The organism is Streptomyces sp. NPDC048270, assembly GCF_040652335.1.
Classification (GTDB): domain Bacteria; phylum Actinomycetota; class Actinomycetes; order Streptomycetales; family Streptomycetaceae; genus Streptomyces.
The window spans coordinates 65142-77930 of record NZ_JBEZLV010000036.1; the positions used below are offsets into that span (position 1 = coordinate 65142).

General features: G+C 69.8%; 14 protein-coding genes and 3 pseudogenes. 7 read left to right on the forward strand and 10 right to left on the reverse strand.

Annotation, left to right across the window (positions count from 1 at the left end; genetic code table 11):
• Nucleotides 1-226: 226 nt before the first annotated feature.
• Nucleotides 227-460 carry a hypothetical protein gene (locus AB0D66_RS26875; protein ID WP_362308584.1) on the reverse strand — a complete coding sequence of 78 codons (234 nt, stop codon included), beginning with the start codon at nt 458-460 and terminating at the stop codon, nt 227-229.
• Nucleotides 461-1442: 982 nt separating this feature from the next.
• Here AB0D66_RS26875 and AB0D66_RS26880 point away from each other — a divergent pair.
• The gene (locus AB0D66_RS26880; protein ID WP_362308587.1) at nt 1443-2096 is read left to right on the forward strand and encodes a hypothetical protein; all 654 of its coding nucleotides are present in this window, start codon (nt 1443-1445) and stop codon (nt 2094-2096) included.
• A 403-nt stretch (nt 2097-2499) separates the two neighbouring features.
• Here AB0D66_RS26880 and AB0D66_RS26885 read toward each other — a convergent pair whose 3' ends face one another.
• The 4 genes and pseudogenes from AB0D66_RS26885 to AB0D66_RS26900 form a co-directional block, all read right to left on the reverse strand.
• Nucleotides 2500-3048 carry a DUF4352 domain-containing protein gene (locus AB0D66_RS26885; protein ID WP_362308590.1) on the reverse strand — a complete coding sequence of 183 codons (549 nt, stop codon included), beginning with the start codon at nt 3046-3048 and terminating at the stop codon, nt 2500-2502.
• Between the two features lie 373 nt (nt 3049-3421).
• Nucleotides 3422-3907 carry a MarR family winged helix-turn-helix transcriptional regulator gene (locus AB0D66_RS26890; RefSeq protein ID WP_362308593.1) on the reverse strand — a complete coding sequence of 162 codons (486 nt, stop codon included), beginning with the start codon at nt 3905-3907 and terminating at the stop codon, nt 3422-3424.
• 93 nt (nt 3908-4000) lie between these two features.
• A pseudogene (locus AB0D66_RS26895) lies at nt 4001-4844 on the reverse strand (IS5 family transposase); the annotation flags it as partial.
• Nucleotides 4838-5017 (reverse strand): annotated as a pseudogene (locus AB0D66_RS26900) (transposase); the annotation flags it as partial. The pseudogenes AB0D66_RS26895 and AB0D66_RS26900, both read right to left, overlap by 7 nt.
• On the opposite strand from AB0D66_RS26900, the gene AB0D66_RS26905 reads away from it, so the two are divergent.
• Entirely contained in the window at nt 4997-5500 is a 504-nt protein-coding gene (locus AB0D66_RS26905) for an ATP-dependent DNA ligase (RefSeq protein WP_362308635.1), read from the forward strand. The pseudogene AB0D66_RS26900 and the gene AB0D66_RS26905 sit on opposite strands and share 21 nt — an antisense overlap.
• A gap of 112 nt (nt 5501-5612) precedes the next feature.
• Nucleotides 5613-6023, forward strand: a complete 411-nt coding sequence (locus AB0D66_RS26910; protein ID WP_362308596.1) for a hypothetical protein — start codon at nt 5613-5615, stop codon at nt 6021-6023.
• A gap of 224 nt (nt 6024-6247) precedes the next feature.
• On the opposite strand, the gene AB0D66_RS26915 is transcribed toward AB0D66_RS26910, so the two are convergent.
• Nucleotides 6248-6868, reverse strand: a complete 621-nt coding sequence (locus tag AB0D66_RS26915; protein ID WP_362308599.1) for a hypothetical protein — start codon at nt 6866-6868, stop codon at nt 6248-6250.
• Entirely contained in the window at nt 6769-7320 is a 552-nt protein-coding gene (locus AB0D66_RS26920) for an ATP-binding protein (protein ID WP_362308602.1), read from the reverse strand. Before AB0D66_RS26920 ends, AB0D66_RS26915 begins: the two co-directional genes overlap by 100 nt.
• A gap of 605 nt (nt 7321-7925) precedes the next feature.
• On the opposite strand from AB0D66_RS26920, the gene AB0D66_RS26925 reads away from it, so the two are divergent.
• From AB0D66_RS26925 to AB0D66_RS26940, 4 genes and pseudogenes are all read left to right on the forward strand, one after another.
• Nucleotides 7926-8237, forward strand: coding sequence for a site-specific integrase (locus AB0D66_RS26925; protein WP_362308605.1), 312 nt, complete (start codon nt 7926-7928; stop codon nt 8235-8237).
• Between the two features lie 299 nt (nt 8238-8536).
• Nucleotides 8537-9366 (forward strand): IS5 family transposase gene (locus tag AB0D66_RS26930; RefSeq protein WP_362308629.1). Its coding sequence is split into 2 segments (ribosomal slippage): nt 8537-8872 and nt 8875-9366, totalling 828 coding nucleotides; the frame shifts between segments, so codons are not numbered across the junction.
• Nucleotides 9367-9959: 593 nt separating this feature from the next.
• Entirely contained in the window at nt 9960-10094 is a 135-nt protein-coding gene (locus AB0D66_RS26935; RefSeq protein WP_362308608.1) for a hypothetical protein, read from the forward strand.
• 64 nt (nt 10095-10158) lie between these two features.
• Nucleotides 10159-10440, forward strand: a pseudogene (locus tag AB0D66_RS26940) (HNH endonuclease); the annotation flags it as partial.
• 101 nt (nt 10441-10541) lie between these two features.
• On the opposite strand, the gene AB0D66_RS26945 reads toward AB0D66_RS26940, so the two are convergent.
• The 3 genes from AB0D66_RS26945 to AB0D66_RS26955 all read right to left on the reverse strand — a co-directional run bounded on the left by AB0D66_RS26945 (nt 10542) and on the right by AB0D66_RS26955 (nt 12624).
• Entirely contained in the window at nt 10542-10910 is a 369-nt protein-coding gene (locus AB0D66_RS26945; RefSeq protein ID WP_362308611.1) for a hypothetical protein, read from the reverse strand.
• 315 nt (nt 10911-11225) lie between these two features.
• The gene (locus AB0D66_RS26950; RefSeq protein ID WP_362308614.1) at nt 11226-11720 is read right to left on the reverse strand and encodes a hypothetical protein; all 495 of its coding nucleotides are present in this window, start codon (nt 11718-11720) and stop codon (nt 11226-11228) included.
• A gap of 283 nt (nt 11721-12003) precedes the next feature.
• Nucleotides 12004-12624: a hypothetical protein gene (locus AB0D66_RS26955; protein WP_362308617.1), complete on the reverse strand. Its 621-nt coding sequence runs from the start codon at nt 12622-12624 to the stop codon at nt 12004-12006.
• Between the last annotated feature and the right edge of the window lie 165 nt (nt 12625-12789).

A 12789-nucleotide genomic window follows, 5' to 3' on the forward strand; every position in this document is an offset into this window, starting at 1 on the left:
ATGGGTGATGGCACATACAAAAGGGATCGCCTAGTGCACGTTGATCCCGAACTGGTGTATAAGGCCTTCTAGAAGTTCCTTCCCCGTCGTCTGCAGAACCTCGTCGTCGGCGATGGGTGGCAGTTCTGTGGTGGCTGGAAAGACGCGCCGGGGTTGCCGTGCCCGGTCGATCATGCGGGGTTGGCCGCTGCCGTATCCGTAGGGCAGGAAGCGGAAGTCTGATCCGTTATTGCTGTCGCCCAGGATCGCTGCGGATGTCCACCGTGGAGTCGAGCAGGCGGCGTTTCCGGTGGGCTTCCATGACCGCGACGGCCTCGTTCGGCGCGGTGGGAAGCGTCCAGGTGTCGACCAGCGCCGCGCCGATCCTGAAGCATCCGAACTCCTGGGCCGCGCCGGTCCGGCCTAAGGCGCCGGCGCTGTCGCGGCCCTCGATGATCTCCTGGCCGTCGCCGTCGCGCACGCCCCGGCCTGGTGCGAGACCGTGTCCGGCGGGCGGCCGACGCGTTCGAGCAGGCCGCCCGAGCCCCCGGCGCCCGCTGTCTGGGGGGCTGCGCCCGAGCCGGCTGGCGCGCCGGGGCCCGTGCCTGGAACGGGCCGCGCGCGCGGCCCGGGGCGGCGGCGCCGCGGTCGTCCTCACCCTGCTCCCAGCGCTCGTGGAGGCGGTGGAGGCCGCCGCCGACTGGCACCGCGCGCAGGCCTTCCGTGCGCGGGCGAAAGCCGCTGCCGACGCCGCCGTCCTGCTGCGCGAAGCAGCCGGCCCGGCCGGCGCACCGCTCCCGACCACCAAACCGCGCACCGGCCGCGTGGTGCGCGCACCGGCCCGTGGCCTGCCGCCTGCTGCGCCCGTTACCGGTGTACCGGCACGCCCACGCCCGGATCCCGGCCGGCCGGGCCCGCCCCGTACGCGCTGACCCCACCCGAGGCAGCCTTCGGCGATGACGTACCCGCCCCAGAGGCGCGGCACCTGGCAGGCCGCCCACGGTCCCCGGGAGCTGCCACTCCCGCTCGCCCGCCGACGACCAGGACCTCCGTGATGTGCCTCATCCGCCAATTCACCCACCCCGAGCGCAGGCCGTCCACGTACCGGCCCGCGACCGTCTCACCCACGAGTCCCTCGACGCCGGCCAGCCCCCCACCCACGCCACCGCCTCCTCAGCGCTGCTGGTGGCGGGGACCGGCCGTAGGGCGGCAGGCCGCCGTCGAGCAGCCGCAGCAGCTCCGCACGCCCGCGGTCTGGGCAAGCCCAAGGCGAACTTGGGGAAGCCCTTCGCGAGGGCGGCTTGCCCAGGGCCTGTGGTTACGGGCCCTCCGGTCCCGGGCCCATTTCGAGCCACGGCAAGCCCGCCGGGCCCGCCGGCGGAGGGATACGGGCCGTCAGAAGCGGCGCCTTAACGGCCGAATGTGGTCGAGGCGCTCTTGCGGACCGGTCCTACGCTGGAGGCATGGCCACCGATGCCGTGTTGCGACAAGGCCCCGATTCGACCGATCTGGTCCTGCGCACCGGCCCGGTCGGGCCGGCGTGGAACGCGCTGGCCTCGGTGGGGTCGGCGCTGTTCACTCCGCTCGTCCTGGGCGTGCCGACCCTGCTCGTCGCCTTCTGGATGGCGCTGGCCGGGGCGCGGGCCTCGACCGTGTTCGTGGTGGTGGGGGTGATCGCCGGGCTGGAGTACCTGCTCGGCTGGCTGGCGCTGGCCCTTTCCCAGGCCCGGCGCATCCTGCGGGTGGAGTTCGCGCCGACAGGGGTGCCTGCGTCTCTGCGGCTGGTCCGGGCCGCCGGGCCGGACGACTGGCTGCCCGTCGACACCCTGCGCGAGGTGCGGCTGACGCACGAGGTGGTGGAGCCGTACCAGGGCGACCGCAAGCCGGCCGTCTCCACGCTCGCGCTGGAACTCGTCCTGCGGGGCGGCCGGGAGCGGCTCGCCACGCTCCCGTTCCGCGGCGACCCGCAGCAACTCGCCGACGCACTGGAGGCCCTACTCGCCCCGGCTGCGGTCGTGGTGGAGCTGCGCACCGAGCGCAGCACGCGCCATCGACCCCAGCCCAACTCGCCCTGGACCTCCGGCGGTTCGGCCTCGGTCGGCTCTGGTGGCGGCTAACCCTGGGCTGCCCGTGGCGCTCCCCGGCCGGGGTGCCCGTCGATGCAGCCGGCGGCAGGCGGTGCGGGGCAGCCTGCCGCTACTGGTCCCGCCCGGTACCTGAACAAACGGCTCCGGCGCGTAGCGGGCATGTGCTTCCAGCACCGCCGCATGGAAGCGCCCTGTGAAACGGTTCGCCCGCCTTCGGGGCGCCATCGGAAACGCGTGGGTCTTTTCCTCCGGCTCCCGAGGCGGTTGGTCGCTGTGGGCCCGCCGGAAGGTGCACAGGTTTCGAGTGGCTCGCCCCGCCCGAGCTGGCGACGCCATGGCCGGCAGCGCCTAGCTACTGCCAAAGGGTTGTCCCAGGTGAGCTGACTGATGGTCGCGTACGCAGCCAGGGGGCCAAGTCCCCGGTTCAGCGTGATCAGGGCACATTCCACTGGCCGGTATCCGGGGCGAGTCCGCCGTTCATGGAGAACTGAACTTTGGTGATCTTGGAGGCTTTGGGCACCTCGAACGTGAGAAACCCCAGTCCTGTGTCGCCCGGTGCGACGGTGATGCTTCCGGGGAAGCTCACGCCGGCGTTGCTGGAGTAGAACGCCGTGTCGAACTGCTGGCCTTGGGCGTCTACAACCTGGGCCCCGTTGCCGGGGGAGTCTTTGTAGACGACGGTGCCGATGTTCTTCAGGCGGAACTGGACGGCCACGAATCGTGTGCCGGCCGCCGGGGTGGCGATCTCGTCCTGCGCGCGGGCCGGGTCGACGACCTGCACGAGGGTGACCGCCAGCTTCTCGCCGTCCCCCGTTCCGGTGAGGTCGATGGTGGCCCCTACCGTGGCGGGCAGCGACGGTGTGGGGCTCGGCTGCTGTGCGGCGGGCGCCGCTTCCTGGATGGGTGCGCGGCTTCCCGGCGTGGTCGTCACAGTCGCCTCGCCCGCGCAAGCCGCCGCGCCGGCGATCAGTCCGGCGGACATGAGGGCGAGTACACGGCGCATGACATCTCCCGGCTGGCTCAGCAGAGCGCGGACCAGTGGCGCATTCCACGATCCTCCGCCATGCCCGGGTACGCACGCCGAACCTGGTGCGGGCGTGCGACCTTCAGAGAGGCCGTTCAAAAGCGTCCCGGTCGGCGAGGTTGCGGACCTGTCAGGCGTCCCCATGGCCAACGACGTCACAGGACCGGCAGCCCTCTCTGTCCGAGGCAGCCACCCGGCAGCGGAGTCCCCCAGGCCTCAAGAGGACTGAGCGCGGGCTGTTCGACTAGGACCTGTCCGGCGGATCATGCTGGACAGGCACCGGTCCGGGGAGCCGGGCAGCGCGAGCGGTGAACCGGGCCGCCCGCCCGGATCAGTGGTGCCACGCGTCACCCTTCACGTTGTGGATCATGCGCTGGAGGACCTTGAGGGTGCGGGCGTACTCTTCGTCCGGAACGCCCTCGTGTACCTGGCGGCGCAGCTCCGACTGCCGCGCCGCCGCACGGGAGTACAGCTCCGCGCCCGACTCGGTCCGCAGCAGGTGCCCGTCCTCGTTCTGAAAGACCAGGCCCCGGGCGACGAGGCTGTCGATGTCGCCGGGCAGGTCGTCGTCGGGGCCCGGGTAGTAGCTGAGGAATTCGGTCAGTTCCGCGCGGCCCCAGCCCTTCGGGCGCTCGCTGAGGTGGTGCAGGACCCACCAGGCGGGCTGGGTCAGGCCGAGGACGCCGAGCGCGGTCCGGATGTTCTGGACTACGGCCTGGCCGGCCGCGTTGGCCCAGTATCCGATGGGCTGGGCGATGAGGCCGGCGTCGTCGTGGGAGGGGGCGAAGGGGGCTGAGGTGCTGCTCGAAGTGGTCATGAGAAGAACGTAGAAGCTCAACTTGACTTGAGGTCAAGCACCTTGGGGTAACGAGCCGGGCCGGACGGCCGACGGGCGGACTTGTCCGGTCGCTCATGTTCGGAGCCAGATAGTGAGGGCTGCGGCTGTTGCGGTGCCGAGGAAGACGTAATCGCGCTTGTCGTATCTGGTCGCCGACGGCTCGGTGTTGTTTGAGCCGGTTGATCGCTCGTTCGACGGTGTTTGCGTTTCTTGTAGCGCTCTTCGTCAAAGCCGGTTGGTCGTCCGCCGCGTGAACCCTTGTGTAGGCGGGCGGCCAGGCTGTCGGTCTTCTCAGGGATGGTGTGCCGGACGCCGCGTCGTCGCAGGTACTCGCGGCAAGGCCCGTTGCTGTATGCCTTGTCCGCCGCGACGCTGCCGGGTTTCTTGCGGGGCCGGCCCGGGTCTCGCCTGAGGAAGCGGATCTTCTCCAGCACGGGCTCGAACTGCGTGCAGTCCGCGCGCTGCCCCGGTGTGACGATCAGAGGCAACGGGCGGCAAAGGCCGTCCGCGCTCAAGTGCAGCTTGGTGGTCAACCCGCCGCGCGAGCGGCCCAGGCCCTCACCTCCCGCACCACTTTCATCAGCCGGGCGCGGAGGTTCTGCCACGCGGTTTCGCCCTGGTGTTCTGGGCCGTCGGCCCCCTTTGAAGCGGGGATGGGCGGCGGGTCGATGCGGGCGCTGGCGGTGTGCCGATGCGCCCGCACGATGGTGGAGTCGACCGATACGTCCCAGTCAATTTCGCCGGCCACGTCCGCCGTGGCCTGGACCTGCTGCAGCAGACGCTCCCAGGTCCCGTCACCGGACCACAGCCGGTGCCGTTCGTAGGCCGTCTTCCACGGACCGAACCGTTCAGGCAGGTCAAGCCACTGAACACCCGTTCGCACCCGGTGCAGAATCCCGTCGATCACCTGCCGCTGATGCGACCTGAATCCCGTGGGACCGGAGCGAGATCTGCGACCCCGGCAAGTCGGCCCGCGCTGCCGAAGGCGTCCATGTCACCGCCGGTGCAGGCGATGAACTCCGCGCCCAACAACGGGCCCATACCGGGCATGCTGAGGACCACCTCGGCGTGGCGGTGCTCTCGGAAGCGGCGGACGTGTCGGGCGTGGAGGGGATCCTGATCAAGTCCCTGAACAGCCGCTATCTGACCGGATACTGCGGCTGGACCAAGATCAGAAGGCGGGACACCACCGAAGCGATCGTCGGCGCGATCACCGGCACCCTGACCCGCCCGCAGCTCCTCGTCCTCGGCCGCCACGACCAGGACGGCCGACTGCGCCCAGTCGGGAGCACCATACCGCTGCACCCGAATGCCGCCCGTCAGGTTGCCGAGCATCTCACCGCGGCCGCGCCCGGGCACCCGTGGACGGGGGCGAAGTTCTCGGCGGCGTGGGGGAGCCGCGACGCCCTCGACACCACACTCGTCCCCCCGGTTGCCGAGGTCAGCGCCGACCGCGCTATCGACCACGGCGGCGTATTCCGCCACCCACTCCGGTTTCAGCGGCTGCGCTTGGACGTCGGGCTCGAGGACGTACCCCGGTTCGGCGAAGGCCCGGCCGCGGCCGCCGGCTGACGGGCCGGGGCTGGTGTGCAGTGGCGTTCGCCGGTGAACCGGCGTGCTCTGGCGGGTGAACCCGGCCGACACGGGCTGTTGCTGACGGCGTGGGGGCCGCTAGAACCGGCCCATGATGATCATGAAGCGGTCCGCTGTTGCGGCCACCGTCTTCACCCTGACCCTGTCTCTGCCAACGGCCGCGCACGCGGCCACACAGCCCGCCACCCTGGCTGCGTCCGCGACCGCCGTGCCGCAGGTGCTGCCGACGGGCGTCGCGGTCTCCGCGCTCCCGATCGCCACCGAGGACCGGACCGGCTACCAGCGCACCTCCTCCAAGCACTGGAATGCCGGGCGACATCCCGGCCGACGGCTGCGACACCCGCCAGGAGGTCCTCCTGGCCGAAGCGGTCGTGTACCCGGAGATCGGCTCGGGCTGCACCCCGATCGGCGCGTGTGGTGGTCGTACTACGACGAGCGCGAGATCACACCGGCCGGTGCGCTGGACATCGACTACATGGTATCTGCACCTACGACGCTATGAGTTTGAACTCAAACAGCTCATAGCGTCAGCGGCATACCGCTGAGGCCTTCTTCATGACCGCACCCAAAGCTGTGCGACGATCACAACGTGGCCACAACTCCCCCTCCACCATCCGGCGTGCCGCGCTTCCCCGCGAGTCCTGCATCGGCCATGTCTGTGCTGGCGGCGCTGCTGAACCGCTCGGTGGAACAGCAGCGCCGAGGCTGCGGCAGACGTCCGCCGGTTCAACCGGGAGGCGATCCGCGCGGCGTCGGATGTGTTGGACAGGCGACGTCTCGCTCAGTACGCTGGCCTCCAGACCCGCCTCGGCCTGCTCCTCCTCCAGTCCCGCCAGCGCCGCCAGGAGTTCCTCGGTGGCCGGTACGGCCAGGACGGCGGCGGCCTGCCACCACCGCCACCGCCTCCGGGGCCAGGAGCGCGACCCGGCTGTTCAGCGCTTCCTGCAGCGCCCGGGGCACCCCCATGGCCTCCAGGGACCTCGCCCCGTCGGCCGGGGAACGGGCGAGCCGGTCGGCCACCGTCAGCAAGTCCTCCTCCGCAACCAGCGGAAGCCCCTGACTGCGCTCGAACAGCCTGCCACCGAGCGCGATGGCAGCGGCCGGCCCGATCACCGACACGGCGAGCTCCCGCTCCTCACTCTCGGTGAACGGACTGAGGGTGATCTCCGTGCCTCCGACACCGACCGGCCACCGATACGGCGCGCCCAGCGCATTGCCGTGCTCCGGCAGGTCCTCCGCCCGATAGGTCAGGACCAGCCGCAGATCCTGCGGAGGATTGCGGGCGAGCAGCAGCAGGTCTCGTGTCGCCTCGTCCACCCAGTGCAGGTCCTCCACCACCAGCACCACCGGCCCCAACACCCCCAGGACTCGTGCACCGCCCGCATCAAGCGCTGCGCGTCACCTCCGGCCTCGGGATCAGCAGAAGCACCCCGCTCGTCCTTGGGAAGCTGCCAGGCGACAGTCGGCAGATACGGTGCCAGCGCAGCAGTAGCGGCGCTGAGCTTCGCCTGGGAGTCGATGTGCAGGTCGGCGGTGCGCAGCGCGTCGATGACCGGGCCGAACGGCAGCGGCTCACGCAACGGGTGACACCCGCCCCACATCACGGTTGCGTTCTCCAGCCTGCCCGTGGCCTCCCTGAGGAGCCGGGACTTCCCGATCCCGGCCTCCCCCTTGACCAGCACCACCGACGGCCCCACCCGCAAGGCCTGCGCCAGTGAACGCAGCTCCTCCCGGCGCCCCACAAATACCAGGCCCGCCCGCCCATCAGGGGCTGCCCGGCCCCTCCGCGACCCGGCCACAACCCACCACCACCCACAAAAGGAGAATGCCTGGGCCTATTCACGCTACCGGATCGTGGCCAACCGGCCTGCCTCTCCATCCGGGCCGCCGCCGAGCGCCTCATCCAGGCAGCCACCGACCCCGGCACTGCCGGGCCCCGCCGCGCACGTCCTGGACCGTACCGACGCGGTCGCCGCCGTCCCCGACGACCTCGGTGGACCCTTCGCCTCGCGCGATGCCGGGACGGGCTTGGTACGAGAGGGGGCGGCGGGCGGGTGGCGTGCTGCCATCGGGCCCGGACGGTGCCGAGGCGGCCCCCATCATGGCGTTCCTGTACCGAGCCCGCGGACAGGGACAGGCAGCCGGCGGTCGGCGAGTAGCTGTTCGAGGAGGACAGAGCCACCTGCCAGGCCGAGGTCTGGTCGGGCCAGGTCCAGACGTGGTCCGAATCCCGCGAGTCGCACGTATCGGTTGGGCATGCTGACCTCCGCTCGCCGCACGGCCCGTGACGGGCCCCGCTCAATCCGGGCCATTCCCCCGGTGTGCTCCGCTAGGCGGCCGACGCACCCGCGGCCCGCTGTTCCTCACCGACCGCAAGGCGCCAGCCGGAACACCGACGCTTGACGTGTGCCCGGGGACCGGCCGGGCCAGGCTCTCAAACCGCCGCGCTGAGGAGATCTTCGAGGAGAACACGCCGCTGCTGGCCAACCCCCTCGCCTCACCCGACGACATCAAGGATCTGGACGGCTGGACGCTTCACCGGCTACGGCCCAGTGCCCTCACGCACGATGCGGAAGACGGCACCTCCACCCCGATGCTGCTGGCCCGCTCCCGCCACGCCTCCGTCCGCTCCCTGGAGCGATACGCACGACCCGGCGTCGAGTCGGTCGCTCGGCGCGTCGCCGAACGCGACCCCGCCGCACGTCGCCGCACGTAGATCCGAGCGGATCAGGGCTTCAAGATCATCCCGCTGCCCCTTTGGCGCATATCTCGGTCACACCCCACTCAGGCCAGCTACGCCGCTCAGGCACCGCAATCTGAACCTGCTCGGCCGCTACAGCTCCGCCAAGTGCTGCTGGACGGGCATGTCCAGCTCAGGGCCGCCAGGACGTCCTCCTCGACCGCGTCCGTCGAGCAGTCGGGGCCGCGGGTTGGACCAGCGGAGCTAGCGCGTGTCTCTTTGATGGGTTGATCAGTTGGTCGGATGTGTCCGTCCGATTAGTGATCACCGATGCCATGTGGGACCGGATCGAGCCGCTGATGCCGGCCGAACCGGTCCGCGGACGGCGGTGGGCCGACCACCGCCGCATCCTTGAGGCCATCGCCTGGAAGTACCGCACCAACCCGCCCTGGCGGGACCTGCCAGGCGAGCTCGGTCCATTCCAGACCGGCCACGAACGCCTGAGCAGATGGGCCGTTGACGGCACCTGGGAGACGATCCTGGCCACCGTCCTGTCAGCGGCGGATGCCGACGACGACGTCGACTGGACGGTTTCGGTGGACTCCACCGTCGTGCGGGCCCACCAGCACGCGGCAGGCGCACGTAAAAGGGGGCGACCCGCCCCGGCGAGCCCGCCGATCACGCACTCGGACGCTCCCGCGGCGGGCTGAGCACCGAAGTCCACCTCGCCGCGGACGGCGGTGCACGGCCTCTGGCCTTCACCGTCACCGCAGGCCAGGCCGGTGACGCACCCGCCTTCGAGACGGTGATGGCCCGCATCCGCGTGCCCCGCAACGGCCCGGGCCGGCCGCGAACCCGGCCCCTCGCCGTGCTCGCCGACCGCGCCTACTCATCCCGCGCGATCCGCAAGCACCTGCGACGCCGGGGCATCCGGGCGGTCATTCCACAGCCGTCCGACCAGGTCAGCCACCGCCTGCGGCGAGGCTGCCAGGGTGGCCGCCCGCCCGGCTTCGACCGCGAGGCCTACAGGCAGCGGGACACCGTCGAGCGGTGCATCAACCGCTTCAAGCAGTGGCGCGGCCTGGCCACGCGAACCGACAAACTCGCCATCGCCTACCAGGCCGCACTCCACCTCGCCGGCATCCTCATCTGGACCCGACGCTGACCAAAGACAGAACCTAGCTGCTTGGCGACGGCATGTGCCATCCGCGCAGTGCCGCCACGATCCGTGGGCCGTGGGGCGCTTGGACGGCTGCCCTCCAAGCGTGCGTGGGTGAGGCCCGGCGCCCGGGGTTTCTGGGGGCAGTGACCAGGGTGTTTCCGGCACCCGCTCCGGTTTCAACGGATCCGTCTGGACGTGACGGTGGACGACGTCCCGCTCTTCGGCAAGGGGTTGGCCGCGGCGGCTGGCTGACCGCCCCGCCGCGCGCCGGCGAACCGGTTCCTCGGGGCCGGTACCCATCGGTGCCGGCCCCGCTTCGTGTCCTCCGCAGGGGTGAACCCGGGCCTCGCGTACGCGTAGGCGGCTTGTGTGGTGTACTCCCAACGCGCCCCGGGGTCATGGCTATTGACAGCAAACCGGATCTTTCGCCATGTTTTCGGCGCGGCCCGATCGGTGCGGGGGTGGCTCCGGACCGGTTGGTGGAGCGCTGTACGCCGGGAGCGGAGACCGGGTTCCTGTCAGGGGAGATAGCGGATTGACGTATCGTCATGGAATGATCGGCAGTGTTACGCAACGCTGATTGAAGGTGAGTTCTGATGGCCGACACCGACTCCGTACAGCCGGAAGAGGACGAGATCTCTCAGCCCGCAACGAGCGCTCAGTCCGTCGAGGAGTACACACCGACTCAGGACATCGGAAAGTACGCCCCGGCTGCGGACGACTCGTACTAGGAACCAGCAGGCGCACTCATGCAGGGCCCTCGGATTAGCGTTCGGGGGTCCTGGTCGTCCAGCGGGATGGTGGCCGGGGCGGCGGGAGGCGTACGCGAACGATCAGGGCAGGCGGCCTTTGCTGGTGGCGGTCACGGCTCGGTCGAACCGGTCGAAGGCGGATCAGGACCCGGCGCAGTGGCTGCCGCCGTCGCCGGAGGCGCTCTGCCGGTACGGGGCGGAGTGGACGGCGACGAAGCTGCGGTGGGGGCTGGCGGTGGATGAGACGGAGCGGGAGCGGCTGTGGGTCATCGCGGTCGGCTGCGGCGGCACGGAGGTGGAGTTCACCCCCGCCCCCGCCCCGTAACAGGCTGTCGGCACTGTGCAAGGGCCGTCACCCGCCCGGGTGGCGGCCCTTGCGGCTCCGGGGCCTGTTGTGGGCGTCGGTCGGCTGGCGGGGGGCGTCGTCTACTCGGCTCCGGTCACGATGTAGCCCATCAGCGTCCTGGTGATGGCCTTGTGCACTTCCGGCGCTCCCTCAACCAGCCGCAGGTGCAAGCGCTCGTTGACCTTCAGGCCCATGTTCATGGCGTCGGTGGATTCCATCTGGAAGAACCAGTAGTCCCCGTCGGTCAACTCGCCGCCCTTGAGGAAACGCCGGAACAGGTCCCAGTCCACCATCGGCAGGTGTCGCTCGAAGTCCACGAGGCGGGACCCTTCCCACTTCGGCTCGAAGTGGGGGGCGACGACGAACCCGTCACCGTTGCCTCGTGCGTCCCTCAGGGCCTCCGAGTAGCTGGCCTTTTCCTCGCTGACCCACCAGTTGTAGTCCGTCATCGGTCCGTCTCCTCGGTAGTGATCATCTGCTGTATCCGTGAGAGCTTCACCCAGGGGTGACGTTCCGTCAACAAGTTGTCACGTAGTGCTGTGCAGAGTGCGGGTGTGTCGTCGGTCGGGCTGGGGGCAGGTGATGTGCCCGCTGGTGGTGGTGCTCCCGCCCCCGCATCCCCTTCAGGCCGGTGCGGGCGCGGGGGTGCGGCGCGGGAGCTTGGCGGTGCGGTGGGTGTGATCGGCCGCTCGGCCAGATCAAGCGCCTGTCCCATGCCGATGCGGGCACACCGATCGGGCGACTGATCACAACATTACGCAGATTTAGTGTGTGGAATCGAAGACGTTGAAGCGCGCTGGCTCTGCACCCTTCACGAACCGCAGCTTGTTTCCGTTGACGATCGTCAGGGGGCGGCCGGTTTCTGGCGTCTGCTGCCAGATCTCGTAGTAGTCGTCCTTGTCGATGAAGGTGACGGGGTCGACCTTGCTGGAGACCGTCGTGACCCAGCCGTCGCTTGAATCGATCCACTTGCCCTTGGCGCACTCGGAGGTGACCTGTAGGTAGCCGCCCCAGTTGCTGTCCTTCTCCCAGCCGTCGACGACCTTGACCCAGGCGGCGGGAAGAATCGCCGAGATCGGGTCTCCCTTGATCTTGTCGCCCTTGTAGTCCTTCCGGATGTTGCCGTTGGAGTCCTTGGCCCAAACCTCTGGGATGGGCTCGTTGACGACCAGGCTATTGCCGTCGATGCGGACCGTGGTCTCAGTCCACTTCTCAGGTCCGGTGTGGATCAGGAAGTCCTTCTTGCGAAGCCACCCCATGGGTGCCCTCCTCTGTGTCGTGATCAACAACAACCCCGGGCCTTCCCACCCTGGCCGGCGTTAATCGATCCGATCCCACGTCAACCCATTGGGAGCAACTGGATCCAGCCAGCCCATGGCCCCGCTCCCCGCCTGCCCTGAGCCATTCGTCGGCGGAGTCCTTGAACCCATGGGGCCGCGCAGCATGAGGCGCATATCTGTCCGGACCAACGACCAACTGAGCCGAACGAAACTGCTTGGCTGACCGCACGGTGGCTGCACCTGTAGGCGCTCGGTGGCCCCGTCAGGCGGCGGGCAGGCCGGGCAGGCGGTCGTAGGCCTGGTTGCCGGGGAAGACCACGGATTCGATGTGCTCGGCCGGGACCGGCCGCTGGTAGAAGATGTCGGCGTTGGCAGGTGCATGGCCGAGTGCCTTGCCGACGAAGGCGTGGACCAGCGACCGGTGCACCCGGTGTTGGTCGGGGGTGGAGAAGTCGAGGGCGGCGGTCACCAGAGCGGGCCGGCCGAGCGAGCGCAGTTTCTGGACGAGCGAGGGCTCGCCGTCGTAGTGCCGCCAGTGGATTGCCTCCCCGCCCCAGAAGGTCAGAAAGCGCCAGACACTGGGAAGGTCGTGCGGGGCCGCTTCGGCGGACAGTTTGAGGCAGACCTGGTCCGCGCGGCGCCCGTACCGTTCGCCGTCGCCGGCGAGGACGTGCTCGGAGCGCAGGGTCGCGTGCTCGGCGTCGGTGAGCAGTCCTCGCTGGTGCGCCTGGTCCAGCCGCTCGTGGATCAAGCCGATGTCCAGCGACCGCAGGCCCTGCGACCGGATCGCCTCGACGTCGTGGTCGAGCAGCCTGGTCCAGTGCCGGGCCCGTACCAGGTGCCCGTCCAGCAGACTGAGGAAGGCGTCCTCCTGGCCGCGCACCTCCGGGTCGACGTACAGGTCGAGGTCATCGGGCTTTAACTGCGCCGCGGCGGCGTACTGGTGGATGAGCTGGTGGGCGTCGTGTGATTTTCAGTGGGTGGCGTCTGTTGTTTGCACCGGGTGTATGAGGCGTTTTTGCTGGTAGTTGGGTTGGGTGGGCTCGTG

Bases quoted from the DNA above. Each gene is read 5' to 3' on its own strand.
- AB0D66_RS26885 (WP_362308590.1), bottom strand. From the start codon at position 3,048: ATGTCCGCCGGACTGATCGCCGGCGCGGCGGCTTGCGCGGGCGAGGCG.
- AB0D66_RS26890 (WP_362308593.1), bottom strand. From the start codon at position 3,907: ATGACCACTTCGAGCAGCACCTCAGCCCCCTTCGCCCCCTCCCACGAC.
- AB0D66_RS26935 (WP_362308608.1), top strand. From the start codon at position 9,960: ATGGCCGACACCGACTCCGTACAGCCGGAAGAGGACGAGATCTCTCAG.
- AB0D66_RS26945 (WP_362308611.1), bottom strand. From the start codon at position 10,910: ATGACGGACTACAACTGGTGGGTCAGCGAGGAAAAGGCCAGCTACTCG.
- AB0D66_RS26950 (WP_362308614.1), bottom strand. From the start codon at position 11,720: ATGGGGTGGCTTCGCAAGAAGGACTTCCTGATCCACACCGGACCTGAG.
- AB0D66_RS26880 (WP_362308587.1), top strand. From the start codon at position 1,443: ATGGCCACCGATGCCGTGTTGCGACAAGGCCCCGATTCGACCGATCTG.
- AB0D66_RS26910 (WP_362308596.1), top strand. From the start codon at position 5,613: ATGATGATCATGAAGCGGTCCGCTGTTGCGGCCACCGTCTTCACCCTG.